We start from the raw sequence: 21,945 nt of genomic DNA, 5'->3' as shown, positions 1-21,945 counted from the left end.
AATCGCCCGGGCGGGCAAGGCTCCGGGGACCCTCCGAAGGCCGAAAGCGGCCAAGTTTCCGGCAAAGAAGATTGCCGTCAAGGGTGGGGGTCTCAGCGGGATGCGACGAAACGGTCCAGTTTGCCCAGCGTCTGCAGCCCCAGCTCCACGGCACCGAAGCCCTTGGCCGTCTGGTATTCCGCAGCCGTGCTGAACACCATGCCCAGCGTAACCTTCGTTGCCCCATCCATATCCTCGAACAAGGCCCAGGCATCGGCATGCTTGGGCCCATTCTCGCCCCAGTGAAGCGTGTAGCCGATCCTTTCCCCGGCCCGGACCTCGCCATAACGATGGTGGTTCGGGAAGACCGTGCCATCTGGCGCAATCATGTCGAAGACCCATTCGCCGCCGGCCCGCAGATCGATCCGCGTCGTCCGGCAGGAATAGCCGTCCGGCCCCCACCATTGCGGCAGTGTCTCGGGGTTCATCCATGCTCCCCAGACCAGGTGCCGCGGCGCCCCGATCACGCGCTCCAGCACCATGGTTCGTTCAGCTACGCCTGCAAGATTGTCCAGCCCCGCACCGAAGCCCTGCCGGTATCCCGTCTCCATATCCGCAGCCAGTGAGGACAGTTGTACCGTCACGACCAGCCGGCTGTGCTCGCCCGCATCCGAAGACTCCGTGCCGGAGACATCCGCCGTCACCAAGGCGGCCGATTGCCTCACGCCCCCGCATGACACCACCTCGTAATTCACGCTGCGCCGGGCTGGCTGCAAGTCCAGCCAGCCAATCTCGCAACGGATATCCGGCTGTCCCGCCATCTTGCAGAGCGAGACCTCGCGCCCGCCCACCCTGCTGTCGGCCTCCAGAAACTCCACGGTGACCGAGGGCATGGGCGCGGCCCAAATGCTGCGCGCGGCCGGCGCCGTCCAGGCCTGCCACAGCACCGATACCGGCGCAGCCACATCCCGCTCGAAGGTCAGCGTCGCAAAACGGCCCTGTCGGTCGGTCGGTGCCGTGCGCGCCATGCTGGTGGAAGCCGACTTCCGTGTCATTCGCTACGCTCCTTCATCACAGTCATCACAAAGGCATCCAGCCGATCGAGCCGGGCTTCCCAGATGTCCCGCTGTTCATCCAGCCATGTCCGCGCCGGATTGAGGGCTTCCGGCACGATGGCGCAGGTTCGCGTCCGCCCGTCTTTGGAGGTCGAGATCAAGCCCGCCTCTTCCAGCACCGACAGGTGGCGCATCACCGTGGGCAGCCGCAGTCCGGTGGGACCGGCCAGATCAGTGACCCGCGTCGGTTCTTCGGCCAGCCGGGTCAGGATCGACCGGCGGGTCGGGTCGGCCAGCGCGTGGAAGAGCAGCGAGAGATCGGGATCATACTTAGCCATATAGCTAACTATATGGACGAACCGGAAGCTGTCAATAACAGTTACCTGTTCGGCTTACTATTTCTGCGCCATGAAGACGGCCGCCGGATCGCTCCGGCGGCCGTTGCCGTTCGGTATGTTAACGGCGCCTCAGCAGGGCCATGCCCTGGCGCGTCAGTGGGGCGCCATCCGCAGGCTTCCCTTTGCGATGGCCCCGCGTTACCGCGGCGCCATGCGCAGGGCACCGTCGAGACGGATGGTCTCGCCGTTCAGCATGGTGTTCTCGCAGATATGGCGGGCGAGCGTGGCGTATTCCTCCGGACGGCCCAGCCGCGAGGGATACGGCACCGACTTGCCCAAGCTTTCCTGCGCTTCCGGCGGCAGGGCGAACATCATCGGCGTGCCGAACAGGCCCGGCGCGATGGTGCAGACGCGGATGCCGAACTGGGCGAATTCGCGCGCCAGCGGCAGGGTCATGCCGTGCACGCCCGCCTTCGAGGCGCCATAGGCCGGCTGGCCGATCTGGCCGTCGAAAGCGGCGACCGAGGCGGTGTTGATGATGCAGCCGCGTTCCTTGTCGGCCATTTCCGGCTGCTGCTGCATGTGATGCGCCACCAGACGGATCATGTTGAAGGTGCCGATCAGGTTGATCTGCACCACCTTGATGAATTTCTCCAGCGCCACCGGACCATCCTTGCCGACCGCCTTCATCGGCGTGCCAACGCCGGCGCAGTTGACCAGCACGCGCACTGGGCCGACCTTGGCAATGGCGTCCTTGACGGCCGCCTCGCCGCCGGGGCCGTCGGCGACATCGCATTTGACCGCCACGCCGCCGATTTCCTTTGCGGTCTGCTCGGCAAGCTCCAGGTTCATGTCGAAAATGGCGACCTTGGCACCGCCCTTGGCCAGTTCGCGCGCGGTGGCTGCGCCCAGACCCGAGGCGCCGCCGGTGACAATCGCGCCTACGCCCTGTAACTGCATGACATTCCTCCTGATTGTTTGCTCATACAACGAAGTCGCCGGGTTCTAACAGATCAGGCGCCGGCTGACGAGAGCCGGGTGACCTTGCGGTTGGCCTCGCCACCCCCAATATCTGGCAGGTGACTGTCGATCCGAACCCCACGGCCTATCAGCTGCCGGCCGATCCGGCCCGGCTGGCGCAGGAAGAGCCGCGCCTGCAGCGCCGTTTCTGGCGCAAGATTTCCGCAGTGCTGGGACATCTGCCCTTTGCCGAGACGTTCCTTGCGGCCTTCCACGCCGCCATCGACCCGCAAACCCCGGCCGGCGCCAAGGCGATCCTGCTGGGGGCCATCGCCTATTTCGTGGTGCCGGTCGACATGATCCCCGACATCCTCGGCGCCATGGGCTACACCGACGACCTTGCCGTGCTGCTGGCGGCGATCCGCGCGGTGGACAGCAGCATCACCGAAACCCATCGCGAGAAGGCCCGCGCCTGGCTGGAGCGGATGCGCCGGCCGGGTTGAGACCGGCCATGATCCGGTGCGGCGGCCGTGCTAGGCTGCGGCCATGATGCGATCCGCGCTGCCTCTGCTGCTGGCCGGCCTCGCTTTCCCGGTGGCCGGCAGCCCTGCCGCCGAGCGGGCGCCGCCACTGTTTTTCGAGGCCGGTACGGTGCTGGCCGGCGGCCATGTGCTGACCGAAACGGTGATCCTGCCGCCGCAGGCCGGACCGGTGCGCCTCGCTGTCCGCGAGGGACCACCGCTGCAGTGGCGCATCCGCATCAGTGGCGGCATCACCGAACTGCTGCAGGCCGATGGCCGCTGGGCGGCACGGGCCGAATACACCCGCAGCGAACGCGACGGCCGCAGCATCTGCCTGGCTTACCAGACCTACCTGTCGCCCGACTGGCTGCTGCAGGGGCAGGACACTCGGAATGGCGGCGGCTTCCGACCGGTCGACGACCGTGTCTATGCCTTCCGCGAGGTGCCCTGCCCCTGAGACGCTGCCGAGAGGGCTCTGGTCAGCGGGCCGGCTGCAGGATGACGCTGCCGGCCGGCGCCTGGGCCGGCGCCGGAGCGATCACCATGGTGCCGGCCTGCGGGCTCGGCTGCACGATCACCGTGCCGGCGGCCGGCTGCACCACGGTGCCCGTCGGCGCCGGCACGAACATCGCCGTTACCTGTTCGAGTTCGACATGGATGCCGGTTTTCGGCGCCGTCTTGGTCAGCACCTGGTGGAGTTGCGCATTGCGGAACAGGACACGGCCGCCCTGCTCGATCCAGGCGGTTACCACGTAAGTGGCGCCCGGGTCGATGTCGTTCAGGCTGTAGGGCAGAGAGAAGCGGGTGACGGCCGCGCTCTGCGGCAGGATATACTGCTCGGCAACGACGACCGGATAGGCCTGGCCCCTGGTGATGTCCTCCAGCCGGACGACGACCCGGGAATCCGCCGGCAGGATCAGCCGTTCGCGATAGGAAACGGTGCCATCGACGGAACTGGCCCGCGACGCGCAGGCAGCGAAGGACGAAACCGCCAGGGCGGCGGCGGCAGTGAGAAAGCTGCGACGGAGGATCATGGTTGTCTCCTTGTGGTGTTGACCATGCAACAGGGGTTACGGTGGGAACCGCCATGGCAAACCATGGCCGCATCCCGTTTCCACCTGCCGTCGCTACAGCCTGCCTGCCGGATGAATGTCCGGCCCCGCAACGCGGCACCAGCGATCTGACTGCCGGAAGATGGCGGCAGCGGGGCGCCAATATGGCCGGATTCCGGCGCCGGCCATGCCCCGCGGATAGCTCAGAAATAGGCGATCAGCCGCCCGCCGCAGATGGCGCCGATCCAGGCGCAGAGCGAGATTCCGGCGCCGATCCGTGCCGCCCGCGGCGCCGGGATGCCACTGTCCCAGTCCCGCATGCGACGCCACGGGCCGAGATGGAACAGCGCCGCATTGGCGAGGCCCGCGAAGATGCAGACAAGCTTGAACTGGAATGCCGGGTTGGCGGCGATGCTGGTCGCCTCGGTCGAGAACAGCATCAGCCCGGTCGGCAGGGCCATGGCGAAACCCAGCATGGCCAGCGGCACGCTGTGACGGGCGAAGGCCGCCACCGGCAGGTGCCGGCTCAGCCCCAGCACCCGCAGATCGAAGCCGACGATGCTGCCAACCAGCAGGGCAAAGCCCAGGATATGCAGCACCTCGGCACCGGGATACAGCACCAGCGACTGCCGCATGGCCGCCCCCAGTGCCGACTGCTCAAGGCCAACCAATAGCGGATGATCCAGCGGCGCATGCTCCATCGCGGGCCCCGTCAGCGCAGTTCGACCGTCACCCCGTTATGGGTGATCCGTTCGGCCCGCATCTCGTTCTCGTGCTGCTTGCTGGCATAGCCGACCGCGATCAACCGGTCGCCGGCCTTGATCTCGGCGATGGCCTTGCCGCGATTGGCCATCCGGTAAGGTGGCGAAAGGATCACCTGCCAGGATCTGCCATCGGCCCGCAGCACCAGTTCGGCATGCGGATTGTCGGGAACCACCTTCTCGACAACACCGTCGAGGGTCAGGGTGCGGCTGGCGTCATACGAACCCCAGCCATGATGGGCCTCTGCCGGACCCGGCAGGGCGAGACCGGCCAGCCCCAGGATACCAAGGCCGGCAAGGGCGATTGTCAGATGGCGGCGCTGCATGACGGTGTCCTCCTGTGCTGGCTGGCCACAGGCTCCGACAATAGGGCGCCGCCGGCCGGCAGCAATGCCAGAATGGTGCCGCCGGGCTTCAGCCGCCGGTTGTTTTCAGCAGGTCAATATAAAAGGCAGTCGCCCGCGCCAGGTTTTCCAGCGACAGGCGCTCGTTGGTGCCATGGAAGCCGGTCAGGTCCTGTGCCGTGATCATCATCGGATTGAAGCGATAGGCATTATCGGATATCGCCCCGTAATGGGCGCTGTCGGTCGCCGCGATGGTCAGGCCGGGCAGCACCACCGCATCGCCGTAACTGCGCCGCACGGCAGCAGCCATGGCGCGGAAGCCTGCCGTGGCGGTGCCCGCCACTGCGGAAGGCTCCGACGCACGGCCGACAACCGAAACCGTGATCCGCTCGTCGGCGATTGTCTGCTTCACGTAGGCGATCACGCCGTCGACGGTATCGCGCGGATGCAGGCGGAAATTCACCGTTCCGGTCGCCTCGATCGGCAGCACATTCTCCTTCACGCTGCCCGACAGCATGGTCGGCGCCGTGGTGGTGCGCAGCATCGCATTGGTGGTCGGCGCCTGCGACAGCACATGATCCAGCAGACCGCCGAACAGCCACTGGTTGGCAAACAGGATGCGCTTGTCGAACGACATGTTTCGCGCCATGGCGCCGAAGGCCTGTCCGCTGACGCCATCGAGGCCGCCGGGCAGCGGTGCCCGCTGCAACCTGACGATGGCCTCGGCGATCAGGCCGACCGCGGTCTCGCGCGGCGGCATCGAGGAATGCCCGCCGGCAGCCTGGGCGGTCAGTTGCAGGGTCAGGTAGCCCTTCTCGGCGATATTGATGCTGGCCAGCGGCCGCGCCACGCCGGGGACGATGCCGTCCAGCACGAAGGATCCCTCGTCCAGCGACCAGTCCAGCCGCACCTTCTGCGCCTGCAGATGCGCAACGATGGCACCGGCACCGCGCTCGCCGCCCACTTCTTCGTCGTCGCCGAAGGCAAGATAAACGGTCTGCTTCGGCACGAACCCCTCGCGCAGCAGATGGCTCACCGCTTCCAGCATGGTGATCATCGCGCCCTTGTCGTCCAGGGTGCCGCGCCCCCAGACATGGCCGTCGGCGATGACACCGGCGAAGGGCGGATGGGTCCATTTGCCCTCGGTACCCGGAATCACAGGCACCACGTCATAATGGGCGGTCAGCATCACCGGTTTCGCCGCCGGATCGCGGCCCGGCCATGTGTAAAGGAGGGCATGGCTGCCCAGACGCTCGCGCTTCAGCGCCGCATGCAGGTCGGGATAGGCGGTCTCCAGCCAGGCGATATAGGCCGCAAAGGGGACCGGATCGGCCGGCTCGGGGGGCTGCCGCGAAATGGTCTGGAAACGCACGGCCTCCGACAGCCGGCCGGCGACCGCATCGGCGTCGATCGGGTAATCGGCCGGCTGCACGGCCGTCGTCTCGGCCGGCACGAAGGTGATGGCGCGGTAGACCACGATGCCGGCCACCACGACGATGACGGCCAGCAGGGCAAGCAGCAGTTTCCGGATCATGGCGCGACTCCCGTATGGAAAGATCGCAGGCTATGGCCCGGCCGTGCCGCCGGCAAGTTGACGCTGCGCAAGCCCGGGACGCTGCGGCGCACAAAAAAGCCCCGGCCTTGCGGCCGGGGCTGTCGGTCGGAGCCGTGTGTCCGCGCCTACTTGGCGCCGGCACCCAGCTTGAAATCCGGCTCGGTCTTGTCACGGATTTCCTCGAGCGAAACGCCGGGAGCGCGCTCGATCAGGGTCATGCCGCCCTTCTTCTTGTCGATCTCGAAGACCGCCAGATCGGTGATCACCATATCGACCACGCCGGCGCCGGTCAGCGGCAGGTTGCAGCTCTTCAGCAGCTTCTTCTCACCGTCCTTGGCGGTGTGGTCCATCACGACCACCACCTTCTTGACGCCGGCGACCAGATCCATGGCGCCACCCATGCCCTTGACCATCTTGCCGGGGATCATCCAGTTGGCGAGATCGCCATTCTCGGCCACCTGCATAGCGCCGAGAATGGAGAGGTCGATATGGCCGCCGCGGATCATCGCGAAGCTGTCGGCCGACGAGAAGTAGCTCGAGATCGGCAGTTCGGTGATGGTCTGCTTGCCAGCATTAATCAGGTCCGGATCCTCCTCGCCCTCGTAGGGGAAGGGGCCCATGCCGAGCATACCGTTTTCCGACTGCAGCACGACCTTCACGCCGTCGGGAATGTAGTTCGACACCAGCGTCGGGATGCCAATGCCGAGATTGACGTAGAAGCCGTCCTTCAGCTCTTTCGCTGCGCGGGCGGCCATTTCATCGCGGGTCCAAGCCATGGTGCTGTCCCTCCCTCTTCTCAGGCGCGCTTCCGCACGGTGCGGTTCTCGATGATCTTGTTGTACGGCGCGCCGCAGATCAGGCGCTGCACATAGATGCCAGGCGTATGGATCATGTCCGGGTTCAGCTGGCCGGGCTCGACGATCTCCTCGACCTCGGCCACGGTGACGCGGCCGGCCGTGGCCATCATCGGATTGAAGTTGCGCGCGGTCTTGCGGTAGATCAGGTTGCCTTCGGTATCGGCCTTCCAGGCCTTGACCAGCGACAGGTCGGCCACAAGACCGGTTTCCATGATGTAGCGCTCGCCGTTGAATTCGCGCTCTTCCTTGCCCTCGGCAATCAGGGTGCCGACACCGGTCTTGGTGAAGAAGGCCGGAATACCGGCGCCGCCGGCGCGGATGCGCTCGGCCATGGTGCCCTGCGGGTTGAATTCCAGTTCCAGCTCGCCGGCCAGATACTGCTTGGCGAAGATCTTGTTCTCGCCCACATAGGACGAGATCATCTTCCTGATCTGCCGGGTCTCCAGCAGCTTGCCCAGCCCGGCGCCGTCGACGCCGGCATTGTTCGACACGCAGGTCAGGTCCTTGGCGCCGCTGTCCATCAGGGCGTCGATCAGCCGTTCCGGCACGCCGCAGAGGCCGAAACCGCCGCACATCACCATCATGCCGTCACGCGTGACGCCCTCGAGCGCCGCCTTTGCGTCTGGATAAACTTTCTTCATGCCCCTGCTTCCTGGATCGGTGGGTGCCGGGATCAAGTCCCTAGAAACGCGGGGACATTAGCGGCGCGGCCGGCCAGCGGCAACGGTCTGCTTGACGGCAGGCCCGCCGGCTGTCATTTTGTTAGGGATATGAACAAAAACCGCCGACTGCTCACCCTCCTCCTTAGCGGCCCGATCCTGTAAGCAGGGTCGGGACGGTTTCGAGCGTGTGCGCTGTCAATCCAGTCGGTTGGTTTCCATGTCTGCCCAGATTTCATCCATTGCCGTGATTTCCCGCTGCGCCGTCCGTCCGGCGCGGCTGTCGCCTGCCGTTTCGCTTCTGGCACTTCGACTTACCTGCGGCCGCTGAGCCCGCGGGCCTCTCGGCGGCCGTATCCGGCCCCATCCAAGTCGTCGATCCACCTTTCCGCTTCAGGAGCGAAGCCATGACCGCCCAGTCCAAAATCCCGGCCGCCAGCCCGGCCAAGATGCCCTTCCACAAATACCGACCGTTCCAGCCGGTCCCCCTGCCCGACCGCACCTGGCCGAACCGCACCATCACCCGGGCGCCGGTCTGGTGCAGCGTCGACCTGCGCGACGGCAACCAGGCCCTGATCGAGCCGATGGGCCCCGAGCGCAAGCGCCGCATGTTCGACACCCTGGTGCAGCTCGGCTTCAAGGAGATCGAGGTCGGCTTTCCGGCCGCCTCCGATACCGATTTCGCCTTCGTGCGCCAGATCATCGAGGAAGGGGCGATCCCGGCCGATGTCACCATCCAGGTGCTGACCCAGGCACGGCCGGAGCTGATCACCCGCACCTTCGCGGCTCTGAAGGGCGTGCATCGCGCCATCGTGCATCTGTACAACTCGACCTCGACCCTGCAGCGGCGGGTGGTGTTCGGCCTCGACCAGGCCGGCATCACGAAAATCGCCACCGATGGTGCCAGGCTGGTGAAGCAGCTGGCCGATGCGGCGCCGGAGACCGACTGGGTCTTCCAGTATTCGCCGGAAAGCTTCACCGGCACCGAACTGGATTATGCCATCGAGATCTGCGAGGCGGTGATGGATGTCTGGCAGCCGACGCCGCAGAAAAAGGTGATCTTCAACCTGCCGGCCACGGTGGAGATGTCGACGGCCAACATCTATGCCGACCAGATCGAGTATTTCCTGCGCAAGGTGAAGAACCGCGACTGCATCATCCTCAGCCTGCATCCGCATAACGACCGCGGCACCGGCGTGGCGGCGGCGGAGCTGGGCGTGATGGCCGGCGCCGACCGGGTCGAGGGCACGCTGTTCGGCAACGGCGAACGTACCGGCAATGTCGACGTGGTGACGCTGGCGATGAACCTGTTCAGCCAGGGTGTCGATCCCGAGCTGGATTTCAGCGACATCACTGCGGTCGCCCGCACGGCGGAATACTGCAACCAGCTGCCGGTGCATCCGCGCCACCCTTACGTGGGCGAGCTGGCCTTCACGGCGTTTTCCGGCTCGCACCAGGATGCGATCAAGAAGGGCATGACCGCTCAGGCCCAGCGCAACGACGGCGTCTGGGAAGTGCCCTACCTGCCGATCGACCCGGCCGATGTCGGCCGTGCCTACGAGCCGGTGATCCGCATCAACAGCCAGTCCGGCAAGGGTGGCGTCTCCTATGTGCTGGAAAACGACTACGGCCTGGAGCTGCCGCGCCGCCTGCAGATCGAGTTCAGCCAGGTGATCCAGAAGATCGCCGACGGCACCGGCAAGGAGATCAGCCCGCAGCTGATCTGGGAGGCCTTCGATGGCGAGTATCTCAGCCAGCCGGGTCACCGCTTCGACTTTGCCGGGCACCGCACCCTGCCGGATCCGCACAAGAGCGAGCAGCGCAGCCTGACCGCCACCATCCGGGACGGCGGCCGCGAGATCGAGCTGCAGGGTACCGGCACCGGGCCGATCGATGCCTATATCGACGCGCTGGGGCGCCATGCCGGGGTGAAGATCGACCTCATCGATTACCGCGAGCATGCGATCAGCCCGGCCGCGGTCAGCGGCGGCGCCGCCTCGGAAGCCGTGGCCTATGTCGAGGTGCGGCGTCCGGACGGCACCACCCTGTTCGGGGTCGGCCGTGACCGGAATATCGTCGCCGCCTCGCTCAAGGCCGTGACCTCGGCGGCGAACCGTCTGCTGGCGGCTGGTTGAGCATCCGGATCGCCTAATTTTTAGGCTTATGGACTGCGTTTCGGGCAGCCCCCTGCCCGAAGCGCCTTCCGGTTGCCGCCTCCGGCAGGCTAAAGTGGCCTGCGACTCGCGCCGCAGGACCCGGCACGCTTCTTGAAAGGTGGACAGGGTGACGACGCGCCGGAAGGGCAAAGGCCCGGAAAACGGCCAACAACGTTGAGGAGTGCGACACATGAAACTGGTCATGGCAGTGATCAAGCCGTTCAAGCTCGACGAGGTGCGGGAGGCCCTGACAAGCCTCGGCGTCGAGGGCCTGACCGTCACGGAAGTGAAGGGCTTCGGCCGCCAGAAAGGCCATACCGAGATTTACCGCGGCGCCGAATATGCCGTCAGCTTCCTGCCGAAGGTGAAGATCGAGGTGGCGGTGAAATCCTCGCTGGCCGACCGCGTCGTGGAGGCGATCCAGAATGCCGCCAAGACCGGCCAGATCGGTGACGGCAAGATTTTCGTGATGGACATCAACAAGGCCCTGCGCATCCGCACGGGCGAGACCGACGACGACGCGCTCTGAATTTTCCGAACGCCGTTCCGGGCAGACCAATCCGGCCGCCAGCCGTCATCCCGCTGGCGGCCGGTTTTTTTGTTGCCGGGGCGGTGCGCGGCCGCGGCGCCGATCACAGCGAAAAGACGAAGGCCTCGTAGGTCAGATCCGCCGCCGACAGCCGCGCCAGCATCGCATCGATGCCGGCCTGCAGGCCCTGCCTGCGATCGGCATGGCTGTTCTCGACCGCCAGCAGCTGCGCATACAGCGCGGCGGCCTTATCCACGGCGGCCGGGTCCGGCCGGCGCCGGCTGGAATGATAGCCGGCGATCTGGCCGCTCTCGTCATAGCTCGGGGTGACATGGGCGAAGACCCAGTAGAAGTCGCCGTTCTTCGCCATGTTCTTCACATAGGCAAAAATCTCGCTGCCTTTCGAGATGGTTTCCCACAGCAGCCAGAACACGCAGCGCGGCATGTCCGGATGTCGCACGATGCTGTGCGGTGCCGCGCGCAGTTCATGCTCGGCATACCCGGCAACGCGGCAGAAGACATCGTTGGCATAGGTGATCCGGCCCTTCAGGTCGGTCTTGCTGACGATGATCTCGTCCTCGCCGAAAAAAATCTCCCTGCCGGTCGGCCGGGCTGCATATTTTGTCATGCCGGACCCGCCTCCAGAGTAAGCATCCGCGGCGGCATTATTATGTGGCTGTGCCGGGCGGCGTTTGACCTAGGTCAAACGTGGCAGCCCCACCGGCCTTCAGGCCTCGAGATGCCGGCGCTCCTGCCACAGCCGGACCAACCCCTGCCGGCCCGCCACCAGCGAGACCAGATAGGCGAAACCGGCAAACAGCACGATGGCGGGACCGGACGGCAGGTCGGCATGGAATGACACCAGCAACCCGCAATAGCCCGACAGCAGCGCAATACCCGAAGCTGCCGCAAGCGCACCGATCAGCGACCGCGTCCAGTAGCGGGCCGCCAGCGCAGGCAGCATCATCAGGCCGACCGCCATCAGGCTGCCCAGCGCCTGGAAAGCCGCCACCAGGTTGACCACGACCAGACCCAGAAACACGAAATGGTACAGCGTGCCACCGCCGCGGGCATCGCGCAGGAAATCCGGATCGAAGCCGTCGACCAGCAGCGGCCGGTAGATGGCGGCGAAGGCGAGCAGGCTGACGGTCGAGACGCCGCCCATCAGCAGCAGCGCCGGCTCATCCACCGCCAGCACGGAACCGAACAGCAGCTGCATCACGTCGACCGCCGAACCGCGGGTCGAGATCAGCGTCACGCCGAGCGCCAGCGCCATCAGGTAAAAGGCGGCGAAGCTGGCATCCTCGCGCTGGTCGGTGGCCCGGGTGGCGGCGCCAGCCGCCAGTGCCACGACCAGGCCGGCGATAACGCCGCCGATGCTGATCGCCGGCAGCGAGAAACCGGCCACCAGAAAGCCGGCCGCGGCGCCGGGCAGGATGGCGTGGCTCATCGCCTCGCCGAACAGGCTCATCCGCCGCAGCATCAGGACCACGCCGATCGGCGCGCTGCCCAGCGCCATCGCCAGGCAGGCCACCAGGGCCCGGCGCATGAAGGCGAATTCGGCAAACGGGCCGAACAGGAAATGCCAGGCGGTTTCGAGAAAGGTCACGGGCGTATCCGGTCAGCGGCGGGGTGCGTCAGGCGGCATTGCCGACATCGCCGGCATGGCAGAGATCCGCATGCTCGTCCCACGATTCGGCCATGCGACGGGCCGCCAGCTGGTTCTCGGCGGTCAGCACGGCATCGACCGGGCCCCAGTCGACCAGCCGCCGGGCCAGGTAGACGGCCTCGGGAAAATGCCGCCGTACCATGTCGAAATCATGCAGCACCGCGATCACCGTGCGCTGCTCGCCATGCCAGCGCTGCAGCAGCGCCAGCAGGTCGGTGATGGTGCGGGCGTCGAGGGCATTGAAGGGTTCGTCGAGCAGGATGACACGGGCATCCTGCACCAGCACCCGGGCAAACAGGGCCCGCTGCGCCTGGCCAACCGAGAGGGTCGACAGCGGCCGGCGCTCGAAGCCCTCCAGCCCGACCGCCGCCAGCGCATTGCTGGCCGCGGCGATTCCGGCACGGCCGATATGGCCGAAGGCACCGGCCCGCTGCCAGTGCCCGAGCAGCACCGTCTCGATCACCGAGATCGGATAGCTGCGGTCGATCGCGGCCTGCTGCGGCAGAAAGGCGATATCGCGCATATCGAGGCCGCCACGGTCGATGCGGCCATCCGCCACCGGCAGGCGGCCCACCATGGCCTTCAGCAGGGTGGACTTGCCGGCACCGTTCGGCCCGACCACCGCGGTCAGCGAACCCGGCGCGAAATGGCCGCTGACATGATGCACGGCCGGATGCCGGTCATAGGTGACCGTGACATTCTCCAGCCGGATGGCCGGCGCGGTGCTGGCGGTCACAGCCATCTCCGCTAGCCCTGCAGCGCCCAGGCGATCGCCGCCCAGAGGGCGAAGACCAGCGGCAGCAGCACGGCAACGCGCAGCCACAGGCCGGCGGCCAGAACGGCCACCGGGAAATCGAAACCAGATTCTGGCCGATGGCGGTGCATGCAGGATACCGGGCAATGAATGAGATTGTTATCATATAACATATTCTCTTCACCTCCCGTCAACCCTGATTGCCCTAAACCCAACACATTCCGCTGCCAGATGATCCGGCGGCCGTCAGGGGGATTCGCCCGGGACACCCGGGCCGGATTTCCGTTTTCCGTTCGCGCCGGCCATCCGGGCAGCCGGCCCCTGCAATCCGAGTCACCATGGCCACACGACCCCGCCAGAAGCCCTCGAAATCCCCTGCCGCCGACGGCCGCCCGTCGGCCGGGCGGGCGGCGGGCCGCAGGCGCGGCCGGGGCAGCCGGAGCGGCAGCCGCAGCTGGTTCGGCCGGCTCGCACGCCTCGGACTGCTGGCCGGAATCTGGGGCATCGTGGCGCTGGGCGGCATGGTGGCCTGGTATGCCTATGACCTGCCGGAACTGGACGACCTGTATATCATCGAGCGGCGCAATTCCCTGACCCTCGAAGCCGCCGACGGCACCGTGCTGGCCACCTATGGCGACCTCTACGGCGAGCATCAGCCGCTGAAGGCGCTGCCCGCTGCCCTGCCGCAGGCCCTGATCGCCACCGAGGACCGGCGCTTCTACAGCCATTTCGGCATCGATCCGGTCGGGCTCGCCCGCGCCAGCCTGGCCAATCTGAAGGCCGGCCGCGTCGTGCAGGGCGGCTCCACCCTGACCCAGCAGCTGGCCAAGAATGTCTTTCTCGACCGCGACCGCACGCTGAAGCGCAAGGTGCAGGAACTGCTGCTGGCCTTCTGGCTGGAGCGCAACTTCACCAAGGACCAGATTCTTGAGATGTACCTGAACCGGGTCTATTTCGGGGCCGGCGCCCATGGCGTCGAGGCGGCCGCGCAGCGCTATTTCGACAAGCCGGCCAGCCGGCTGTCGCTGACCGAATGCGCGATGCTGGTCGGCCTGCTGAAGGCTCCCTCACGGCTGGCCCCCACCGGCAACATCAAATCGGCCCAGAGCCGCGCCGCCCAGGTGCTGCTGAATATGGCCGATGCCGGCTTCATCAGCGACGCGACGGCCAGGGCCGCCATTGCCAGCCCGGCCCGGCTGGCCCGGTCGCGCATCCCGCTGCCCAATGCGCGTTACTTCGCCGACTGGGTGGTCGAGGAGGTTTACCAGCTGGTCGGCCGCGGCCATGCCGATCTGCGCGTGGTGACCACCATGGACCCGCATCTGCAGGGCGGCGCCGAACATGCGGTCGAGGCGCTGATGGATCGCGAGGCCGAGCGGCAGGATGTCGGACAGGCGGCGCTGGTGGCGCTGGCCCCCAACGGCGCCGTCCGCGCGATGATCGGCGGCCGCGACTATCTGGAAAGCTCCTTCAACCGCGCCACCCTGGCGCGCCGCCAGCCCGGCTCGGCCTTCAAGCCGCTGGTGTATCTGACCGCGCTGGAAAACGGCATCCGCCCGGATGATGAATTCGTCGATGGCCCGATCAGCATCGGCAACTGGCGGCCGCGCAACTATGACGGCCAGTATCACGGCAGCATGACCCTGCGCGAAGCAGCCGCCCATTCGATCAATACCATCGCCGTGCAGCTCGACGAGAAAGTCGGCCGCGACAGGGTGATCGAGACCGCCCGCCGGCTTGGCATCACCAGCGACCTGAAACCGCATCCCTCGCTGGCGCTGGGCTCTTTCGAGGTCGGCGTGCTGGAACTGACCGCCGCCTATGCCGCCTTCGCCAATGGTGGCTATGCCGTGCAGCCCTATGGCGTGCTGCGGATCAGCGACGGCCGCGGCAACCTGCTGTACGAGCGCAGCACCGGCGGCATGACCGCCCGCATGATCGACGACGATGCCCTGGGCGACATCAACGACCTGCTGCGCGCCGTCACCGAAACCGGCACCGGTCGCGCCGCCCGGATCGGCCGGCCGGCCGCCGGCAAGACCGGCACGACCTCGGACTACCGCGACGCCTGGTATGTCGGTTACACGCCCGACCTCGTTGCCGCCGTCTGGGTCGGCAATGACGACAACACGCCGACGAAGAAGGTTACCGGCAGCGGCCTGCCGGCACAGATCTGGCGCAGCTTCATGGGCGAAGCTCTGAAAGGCAAACCGGTCAGCGCCCTGCCCGCACCGGCGGCGCGTAGTTTCAGCCTGTCGTCGCTGTGGGACAGCATCGTCAGCCAGTTCGGCAGCGGCAGCACCCAGCGCGCCGAACCGCAGGCCGCCCCGGTCGAACGCGAGGACCTGCTGGCTCCCGGCCAGAACAGCGAGCCGCGCATGATCTGGCAGACCGGTCCGCAGCCGGTCCGGTAGGCACGCTGATGCGACGGCTGCGAATCCTCCTGCCGACTTTGGCCCTGGCTCTGATGCCGGCGCTGCTGCCGGCTGGCGTGCTGGCGGCAGACACGCCGCCTGCCGCCGCGCCGGTGCCGACCGGCATGCAGGTCCGTTTCGCCGGCAGCGGCGGCATCCCGCTGGCCGGGACCCTGACCCTGCCCGATGCGGCCGCCTTCCCGGCCCCGGTTCCCGCCGTCCTGCTGCTGCAGGGCAGCGGCCCGACCGACCGTGACGGCAACCAGCCGGAAAACGGCCTGCGTACCGATCTGCTGCGGCGGATCGCCGACCTGCTTGCCGGAACCGGCATCGCCTCGCTGCGCTACGACAAGCGCGGCCTGCATGCCAATGGCGCCACGCTGCCGGCCGACCGCCGGCAGTATCCGGTGTTTTTCAGCTGGCAGGGCTTTGTCGGCGATGCGCTGGCCGCCCGCGCCTTCCTCGCCGGCCAGCCGGGCATTGCCCCCGGCCGTGTCGCCCTGCTCGGACATTCGGAAGGCGGCCTGATCGCGCTGGCCGCCGCCACCAGCCTGCAGCGGCAGGGCCTGACGCCGGCCGCACTGGTGCTGGCGGCAACACCGGGCCGGCCGCTGGGCGGCATCATCGAGGACCAGATCCGCCGCATCCTGCAAATGCAGAATGCCACGCCGGAGCAGGAACGATTCGTCCTCAGCGCCAACAGCCGGATCATCACCGAGATCCAGGCCACCGGCCGCGTGCCGGATACGGTGCCCCCCGGGCTGGCGGTCTTCTATCCTCCCTATGCCGGCCCCTACATGAAAGCGGTCATGGCCTTCGATCCGGCGGCGGCGGCGCGCTTCTATGCCGGGCCGGTGCTGCTGCTGCAGGGCGCCGCCGATGTCCAGGTTTCGGCCACGGCCGATGCGCTTGCCCTCGATGCGGCCCTGCTGAAACGCGGCCATGACGACCACCGCCTGCTGATCGCGCCGCAGGTAAGCCACAATCTGAAGGATGTGCGCGACGAGACCGAACCGGGCCTTGAAGGTCCGCTGAATGCCGCCATTGCCGCCCAGCTGGCGGACTGGCTGGCGGTGCGGCTGCGACCCTAGCCGGGTCGGGGCCGCCGCCTCATGCGGCGTCGGCGCCGCGATTGACGATCAGCAGGAAGGACAGCAGGGTCAGCAGGCCCATGGCGGCGATGCTGCAGCTGAGCGGCAGGGCCGTCTCGTTCAGGGCATGGCCGACCAGGATGCCGATGGCGGCACCCACCGTCATCTGCACGAACCCCATCAGCGAGGCGGCGCTGCCGGCCATATGCGGAAACGGCTGCAGCGCCCCGGCCTGGCCCTGCGGCATGGTCAGTCCCACGCCGGCCGAGAACAGCATCATCGGCGCCACCAGGCTGATCCAGTGCCAGGACTGGCCGGCCGCCCACATCCAGATCTGCAGCCCGGCCATGGCCACACCGCCGCCGGCGCAGAAGGCCGCACCGGTGCCCAGCATGCGGCGCACACCCAGCCGGTGCGTCAGCCGGGTGCCGAGAAAGCCGCCGCCGACATAGCCGACCACCACCAGGGCGAAGCAGTAGCCGTAATCCAGCGGGCCGATCTGGAACACCCGCTCCAGCGTGAAGGCCGAACCGGAAATGAAACAGAACAGACCGGCATAGGAAAACGCCACGCAGAGAACGTAGCCGCGATAGCGCGGATGCCGGGCCAGCGTCGCGAAGTTGCGCAGCATCGGACCGATCCGGGTGGCCGCGGGGTTGAGCCGCGTGTTGCTTTCGGTCAGCAGCAGCAGCACGCAGCCCCCCAGCAGCAGGCCGAGCCCCGCCATGACCAGAAAATTGCTCTGCCAGCCGAGCCAGCTGTAGAGATAGCCGCCGATGATCGGCGCCACCGACGGGGTGATGCCCAGCACCATCGCCATCATCGACAGCGCGCGGGCGGCGGCGGCCCCCTCGAACAGGTCGCGCGCCATCGCCCGGCCGAGCACCACGCCGGAACAGGCGCCCAGCGCCTGCACGAACCGCCAGGCGATCAGCGCCTCGATGCTGTCCGACAGGGCGCAGCCCACCGAGGCCACGGTGAACAGGCCGATGCCGAACAGCAATGCCGGCCGGCGGCCGAAACGGTCCGAAACCGGACCATAGATCAGCTGCGTCACTGCGAAGCCGGCCAGGAAGGCGCTGAGCGTCAGTTGCACGGAGGCCGCATCGGTCCGGAAAATCGCCGCCAGGCCGGGCAGCGAGGCAAGATACATGTCGGTGCTGAGCGGCCCCAGCGCCGTAACAAAGCCCAGCAGGACGATCAGCGCCGTCGAATCGCGGGCCAGCGGGCGCATGCCGCGCCTCAGCCGTGCAGATGCAGCGCGGCGCCGTGGCGGCGCAGCCAGGCCCGGGCCGCCCGCAGGTCCGCCTCGCCGCCCACCAGCTGGCCGCAGAGCCGCCAGAAGGCGATGCTGTGGTCCATATGGCGCAGATGCGCCACCTCGTGGGCCACCAGATAGCGGGCCACCAGCGGCGGCGCCAGCAGCAGCCGCCAGGAGAAAGACAGGTTGCCATGGGCCGAACAGCTGCCCCAGCGGCTCTGGGTGTCGCGCACGGTCACCCGGCGCACCACCACGCCCAGCCCCTGGGCCATGTCCCGGGCCGCGGCACCGAATTCGTCCCGCGCCCGCCGCTTCAGCCAGTCGCGCAGGCGGCGCGGCAGGTGCTCGGCCTGGCCGCTGACATGGATTTCGCCGTTTTCCACCCAGACGCCGCCACGGGTATCCGGCCGGTGGCGAATCCGGTGCGGGATGCCCTGCAGGGGCAGTTCGGCGCCGTTTTCCCACAGCTGGACCGGCTGGCGCTCGGCCTGCCGGGCGAGAATCCAGTCCGCCTGCTCGGCCACGAACCGCTGGCCGGAGCGCAGGCTGGCCCGCACCGGCAGCACCAGCACCACGGCGCCATCCCGCGGCATGACGCGCAGCAGCATGCGGCGGGCCCGCGAATCGCGCTTGATATGGAAGGGGAAATGCCTGCCGCCGAAGGAAACGCTGTCGGCATTGATTTCGACCGGTGCGGAAATCTGCTTGGTCAAAGGCGGGTCCCCGTCATATAACCGTAACATAACTGACGCGCGAATGTCGTCATACAAACCATAAAAGAGTCGTTCTCCCCGACTCGGGTGGATTCTTTAACATCGGAGACAGCATAATGAAATCGACAGGGAACTTCGCGCGCACGGCGCTCGCGCTGCTGGCCGGCGCGGCCTTTGTCGCCGGCGCCCTTCCGGCGCAGGCCCAGGGCAACCGCATCGAAATCCAGTGGTGGCATGCCATGGGCGGCGCCCTGGGCGAGCGCGTCAACGAAATGGCCGAGAATTTCAACAAGGGCCAGGACAAGTATACCGTGGTTGCCGTCAACAAGGGCAACTATGCCGAAACCCTGACCGCCGCCATGGCCGCGTTCCGCGCCGGCAAGGGGCCGCATATCGTGCAGGTCTTCGAGGTCGGCACCGGCACCATGATGGCCGCCCGCGGCGCGATCAAGCCGGTCTACCAGCTGATGGCCGAAAACGGCTACAGCTTCGACCCCAAGACCTACCTGGCGGCGGTGACCGGCTATTACACCACCACCGACGGCAAGATGCTGTCCTTCCCGTTCAATTCCTCCACCCCGGTCTTCTATTACAACAAGGACGCCTTCAAGAAGGCCGGCCTTGACCCGGCCAAGCCGCCGAAGACCTGGCAGGAGGTCGACGCCGCCCTGCCGAAGCTGAAGGCTGCGGGCTATTCCTGCCCGTTCACCACCTCGTGGCAGAGCTGGGTGCAGCTGGAGAATTTCTCGGCCATGCACAACGTGCCGTTTGCCAGCAAGGCGAACGGTTTCGGCGGCCTGGATGCCGAGCTGAAATTCAACGGCCCGCTGCAGGTGCGCCATATCGAGAATCTCGGCAAATGGGCCAAGGACGGCCTGTTCATCTATGCCGGCCGCAAGAACGAGCCGGGCGGTAAGTTCATCGCCGGCGAATGCGCCATCCTGATGGAAAGCTCGGCCGGCTACGCCAACGTCAAGCGCGGCGCCAAGTTCGACTGGGGCATCTCGATGCAGCCCTATTACGCCGACGTGAAGGGTGCGCCGCAGAACTCGATCATCGGTGGCGCCTCGCTGTGGGTGCTGGCCAAGCACAAGCCGGCCGAATACAAGGGCGTGGCGGAATTCATGGACTTCCTCTCGGCCACCGAAAACCAGGTCCGCTGGCACACCGGCACCGGCTATCTGCCGATCACCCCGATGGCCTATGAAACCACCAAGCTGCAGGGTTTCTACAACGCCAATCCGGGCACGGATATTTCCGTGCAGCAGATGAACCTGAACCCGCCGACCGAAAACTCCAAGGGTCTGCGGCTGGGCAACTTCGTGCAGATCCGCGACGTGATCGACGAGGAGCTGGAAGGCGTCTGGTCCGGCAAGAAGTCGGCCAAGGAGGCCCTGGACACCGCCGTCGAGCGCGGCAACAAGCTGCTGCGCCAGTTCGAGCGCGACAACAAGCGGTCGTAAGACCCAACCTTACGGGGAAGCCCGCGCCTTGACTCATCAGGCGCGGGCTTCTTCTATGGCGCACCATGGAAAAACGAGTCGTCTTCCATAACAAATTCCTGCCCTACCTGCTGGTAGCGCCGCAGATCGCCATCACGCTGGTCTTCTTCATCTGGCCGGCCAGCCAGGCGATCATGCAGTCTGTGCTGCGCGAGGATGCCTTCGGCACCCGCAGCTTCTTCGTCGGCCTCGAGAATTTCGAAATCGTCCTCAGCGACGAATACTACCTGCATTCCCTGCAGGTAACGGCTTTCTTCAGCGTGATCGTCACGGCGCTCGGTCTCGGCCTGTCGCTGCTGCTGGCGGTGATGGCCGACCGCGTCATCCGCGGCGCCACCGCCTACAAGACCCTGATCATCTGGCCCTATGCGGTTGCCCCCGCCGTGGCCGGCGCGCTGTGGGGCTTCATCTTCCTGCCCGGCCCCGGCATCGCCACCTACTATCTGCGCGAATTCTTCGGCATCGACTGGAACTTCCTGCTGAACAGCGGCCAGGCGATGACGGTGGTGGTGCTGGCGGCGACCTGGAAGCAGATTTCCTACAATTTCCTGTTCTTCCTCGCCGGCCTGCAGGCGATCCCGAAATCGCTGGTCGAGGCGGCCGCCATCGACGGCGCCGGGCCGGTCCGCCGCTTCTGGAGCATCGTTTTCCCGCTGCTGTCGCCGACGGTCTTCTACCTGATCGTCGTCAATGTCGTGTATGCCTTCTTCGATACGTTCGGCATCGTCCATGCCACCACCCGCGGCGGCCCGGCCAAGGCGACCGAGATTCTCGTCTACAAGGTCTGGTATGACGGCATGGAGGCACAGGATCTCGGCGGCTCGGCCGCCCAGTCGGTGATCCTGATGGTGATCGTGATCGCACTGACGGTGGTGCAGTTCCGCTATATCGAACGCCGGGTGCACTACTGATGATCGAGCGTCGCCCCCTTACCGATGCCTTCAGCCATGTGGTCCTGCTGGCCGCAGTGGCCCTGGTCGCCTTCCCGATCTACCTCGCCATCATCGCCGCCTCCCACGACATCCAGGAAATCGTGCAGGCGCCGATGGCGCTGCTGCCCGGCAGCCGCTTCTGGCACAATATGGGACAGGCATTGTTCAGCGGCCCCGAGCAGGTGGCGGCCGGCGGCAACACCCCCGCCCTGCTGCTGATGCTGAACAGCCTGATCATGGCGCTGGCCATCGCGGTGGGCAAGATCGCCATCTCGCTGATGTCGGCCTTCGCGATCGTCTATTTCCGCTTTCCGCTGCGGATGACCTTCTTCTGGCTGATCTTCATCACCCTGATGCTGCCGGTCGAGGTGCGCATCCTGCCGACCTACAAGATCGTCGCCGATCTCGGCATGCTGGACACCTATCCGGGCCTGGTGCTGCCGCTGATCGCCTCGGCCACCGCCACCTTCCTGTTCCGCCAGTTCTTCCTGACCATTCCCGACGAGCTGACCGAGGCCGCCCGCATGGACGGCGCCGGCCCGCTGCGCTTCTTCTGGGATGTGGTGATCCCGCTCAGCCGCACCAATATCGCGGCGCTGTTCGTGATCCTGTTCATCTACGGCTGGAACCAGTATCTGTGGCCGCTGATGGTCTCCACCGAGGCGGATTACCAGACCATCGTGCTGGCGCTGGGTCGCATGATGCGGGCACCGGAAGCCATCTACGAATGGCCGCTGATCATGGCCACGGCCGTGCTGGCGCTGCTGCCGCCCGTTGTCGTGGTGGTGCTGATGCAGCGCTGGTTCGTCAAAGGTCTCGTCGAAACGGAAAAGTGAGCGCCCC

23 protein-coding genes are annotated in these 21,945 nt (G+C 66.7%); 9 read left to right on the top strand and 14 right to left on the bottom strand.

Going from position 1 to position 21,945, the window contains the following annotated elements; translation table 11 throughout:
- Positions 1-92: 92 nt before the first annotated feature.
- The 3 genes from ACEQZY_RS03045 to ACEQZY_RS03035 form a co-directional block, all read right to left on the bottom strand.
- Positions 93-1,034 (bottom strand): SRPBCC family protein, encoded by a 942-nt coding sequence (locus ACEQZY_RS03045; protein ID WP_370152166.1) that lies wholly within the window; start codon positions 1,032-1,034, stop codon positions 93-95.
- Positions 1,031-1,372 (bottom strand): metalloregulator ArsR/SmtB family transcription factor, encoded by a 342-nt coding sequence (locus ACEQZY_RS03040; RefSeq protein ID WP_341703480.1) that lies wholly within the window; start codon positions 1,370-1,372, stop codon positions 1,031-1,033. The genes ACEQZY_RS03045 and ACEQZY_RS03040 overlap by 4 nt, the downstream gene beginning before the upstream one ends.
- Before the next feature lie 198 nt (positions 1,373-1,570).
- Positions 1,571-2,332, bottom strand: a complete 762-nt coding sequence (locus ACEQZY_RS03035; protein ID WP_341703481.1) for an SDR family NAD(P)-dependent oxidoreductase — start codon at positions 2,330-2,332, stop codon at positions 1,571-1,573.
- 119 nt (positions 2,333-2,451) lie between these two features.
- On the opposite strand from ACEQZY_RS03035, the gene ACEQZY_RS03030 reads away from it, so the two are divergent.
- Together ACEQZY_RS03030 and ACEQZY_RS03025 are read left to right on the top strand one after the other, a co-directional pair.
- Positions 2,452-2,835, top strand: coding sequence for a YkvA family protein (locus ACEQZY_RS03030; RefSeq protein WP_370152161.1), 384 nt, complete (start codon positions 2,452-2,454; stop codon positions 2,833-2,835).
- Positions 2,836-2,878: 43 nt separating this feature from the next.
- On the top strand, positions 2,879-3,310 hold the full coding sequence (locus tag ACEQZY_RS03025) for a hypothetical protein (protein WP_341703483.1): 432 nt from the start codon (positions 2,879-2,881) through the stop codon (positions 3,308-3,310).
- A 22-nt stretch (positions 3,311-3,332) separates the two neighbouring features.
- On the opposite strand, the gene ACEQZY_RS03020 is transcribed toward ACEQZY_RS03025, so the two are convergent.
- The 6 genes from ACEQZY_RS03020 to ACEQZY_RS02995 form a co-directional block, all read right to left on the bottom strand.
- On the bottom strand, positions 3,333-3,887 hold the full coding sequence (locus tag ACEQZY_RS03020) for a YbaY family lipoprotein (RefSeq protein WP_370152158.1): 555 nt from the start codon (positions 3,885-3,887) through the stop codon (positions 3,333-3,335).
- Positions 3,888-4,108: 221 nt separating this feature from the next.
- Positions 4,109-4,606 (bottom strand): hypothetical protein, encoded by a 498-nt coding sequence (locus ACEQZY_RS03015; protein ID WP_341703485.1) that lies wholly within the window; start codon positions 4,604-4,606, stop codon positions 4,109-4,111.
- 11 nt (positions 4,607-4,617) lie between these two features.
- Complete coding sequence (locus tag ACEQZY_RS03010; RefSeq protein ID WP_341703486.1) at positions 4,618-4,992, bottom strand: DUF6152 family protein; 375 nt, start codon at positions 4,990-4,992, stop codon at positions 4,618-4,620.
- Positions 4,993-5,080: 88 nt separating this feature from the next.
- The gene (locus tag ACEQZY_RS03005; protein ID WP_370152154.1) at positions 5,081-6,544 is read right to left on the bottom strand and encodes a M20 family peptidase; all 1,464 of its coding nucleotides are present in this window, start codon (positions 6,542-6,544) and stop codon (positions 5,081-5,083) included.
- Positions 6,545-6,690: 146 nt separating this feature from the next.
- Complete coding sequence (locus ACEQZY_RS03000) at positions 6,691-7,341, bottom strand: CoA transferase subunit B (protein ID WP_341703488.1); 651 nt, start codon at positions 7,339-7,341, stop codon at positions 6,691-6,693.
- A gap of 20 nt (positions 7,342-7,361) precedes the next feature.
- On the bottom strand, positions 7,362-8,063 hold the full coding sequence (locus tag ACEQZY_RS02995; RefSeq protein WP_341703489.1) for a CoA transferase subunit A: 702 nt from the start codon (positions 8,061-8,063) through the stop codon (positions 7,362-7,364).
- A 425-nt stretch (positions 8,064-8,488) separates the two neighbouring features.
- Between ACEQZY_RS02995 and leuA the strand changes: the two genes are divergently transcribed.
- Together leuA and ACEQZY_RS02985 are read left to right on the top strand one after the other, a co-directional pair.
- The gene (gene leuA / locus ACEQZY_RS02990; RefSeq protein ID WP_370152150.1) at positions 8,489-10,216 is read left to right on the top strand and encodes a 2-isopropylmalate synthase; all 1,728 of its coding nucleotides are present in this window, start codon (positions 8,489-8,491) and stop codon (positions 10,214-10,216) included.
- 211 nt (positions 10,217-10,427) lie between these two features.
- Positions 10,428-10,766: a P-II family nitrogen regulator gene (locus tag ACEQZY_RS02985; RefSeq protein ID WP_341703490.1), complete on the top strand. Its 339-nt coding sequence runs from the start codon at positions 10,428-10,430 to the stop codon at positions 10,764-10,766.
- Between the two features lie 103 nt (positions 10,767-10,869).
- Here ACEQZY_RS02985 and ACEQZY_RS02980 read toward each other — a convergent pair whose 3' ends face one another.
- The 3 genes from ACEQZY_RS02980 to ACEQZY_RS02970 all read right to left on the bottom strand — a co-directional run bounded on the left by ACEQZY_RS02980 (position 10,870) and on the right by ACEQZY_RS02970 (position 13,177).
- The gene (locus ACEQZY_RS02980) at positions 10,870-11,394 is read right to left on the bottom strand and encodes a PAS domain-containing protein (protein ID WP_341703491.1); all 525 of its coding nucleotides are present in this window, start codon (positions 11,392-11,394) and stop codon (positions 10,870-10,872) included.
- Between the two features lie 99 nt (positions 11,395-11,493).
- Entirely contained in the window at positions 11,494-12,315 is an 822-nt protein-coding gene (locus tag ACEQZY_RS02975; RefSeq protein WP_341703496.1) for a metal ABC transporter permease, read from the bottom strand.
- An 88-nt stretch (positions 12,316-12,403) separates the two neighbouring features.
- Entirely contained in the window at positions 12,404-13,177 is a 774-nt protein-coding gene (locus tag ACEQZY_RS02970) for a metal ABC transporter ATP-binding protein (protein ID WP_370152146.1), read from the bottom strand.
- Positions 13,178-13,527: 350 nt separating this feature from the next.
- Between ACEQZY_RS02970 and ACEQZY_RS02965 the strand changes: the two genes are divergently transcribed.
- Both ACEQZY_RS02965 and ACEQZY_RS02960 read left to right on the top strand, forming a co-directional pair.
- Positions 13,528-15,603: a transglycosylase domain-containing protein gene (locus tag ACEQZY_RS02965; protein WP_370152144.1), complete on the top strand. Its 2,076-nt coding sequence runs from the start codon at positions 13,528-13,530 to the stop codon at positions 15,601-15,603.
- Between the two features lie 8 nt (positions 15,604-15,611).
- Complete coding sequence (locus ACEQZY_RS02960; RefSeq protein WP_341703965.1) at positions 15,612-16,694, top strand: thioesterase domain-containing protein; 1,083 nt, start codon at positions 15,612-15,614, stop codon at positions 16,692-16,694.
- Positions 16,695-16,713: 19 nt separating this feature from the next.
- Here the strand turns inward: ACEQZY_RS02960 and ACEQZY_RS02955 are convergent, their stop codons facing one another.
- Together ACEQZY_RS02955 and ACEQZY_RS02950 are read right to left on the bottom strand one after the other, a co-directional pair.
- Positions 16,714-17,928 carry a multidrug effflux MFS transporter gene (locus ACEQZY_RS02955; protein ID WP_341703964.1) on the bottom strand — a complete coding sequence of 405 codons (1,215 nt, stop codon included), beginning with the start codon at positions 17,926-17,928 and terminating at the stop codon, positions 16,714-16,716.
- Positions 17,929-17,936: 8 nt separating this feature from the next.
- Entirely contained in the window at positions 17,937-18,668 is a 732-nt protein-coding gene (locus ACEQZY_RS02950) for a SprT family zinc-dependent metalloprotease (protein ID WP_341703962.1), read from the bottom strand.
- 116 nt (positions 18,669-18,784) lie between these two features.
- Here ACEQZY_RS02950 and ugpB point away from each other — a divergent pair, with 116 nt between their 5' ends.
- The 3 genes from ugpB to ugpE all read left to right on the top strand — a co-directional run bounded on the left by ugpB (position 18,785) and on the right by ugpE (position 21,938).
- On the top strand, positions 18,785-20,131 hold the full coding sequence (gene ugpB / locus ACEQZY_RS02945; RefSeq protein WP_341703961.1) for a sn-glycerol-3-phosphate ABC transporter substrate-binding protein UgpB: 1,347 nt from the start codon (positions 18,785-18,787) through the stop codon (positions 20,129-20,131).
- Between the two features lie 65 nt (positions 20,132-20,196).
- A complete protein-coding gene (gene ugpA / locus ACEQZY_RS02940; protein WP_341703960.1) occupies positions 20,197-21,081 on the top strand; it encodes a sn-glycerol-3-phosphate ABC transporter permease UgpA in 885 nt (294 codons plus the stop codon).
- Complete coding sequence (gene ugpE / locus ACEQZY_RS02935; protein WP_341703959.1) at positions 21,081-21,938, top strand: sn-glycerol-3-phosphate ABC transporter permease UgpE; 858 nt, start codon at positions 21,081-21,083, stop codon at positions 21,936-21,938. Before ugpA ends, ugpE begins: the two co-directional genes overlap by 1 nt.
- Positions 21,939-21,945 lie beyond the last annotated feature (7 nt).

This window comes from Ferrovibrio sp., from assembly GCF_964218355.1.
Taxonomy (GTDB): domain Bacteria; phylum Pseudomonadota; class Alphaproteobacteria; order Ferrovibrionales; family Ferrovibrionaceae; genus Ferrovibrio.
The sequence above is the reverse complement of the archived record's forward strand: the minus strand, read 5'-3'. Positions and strand labels throughout refer to the sequence as shown.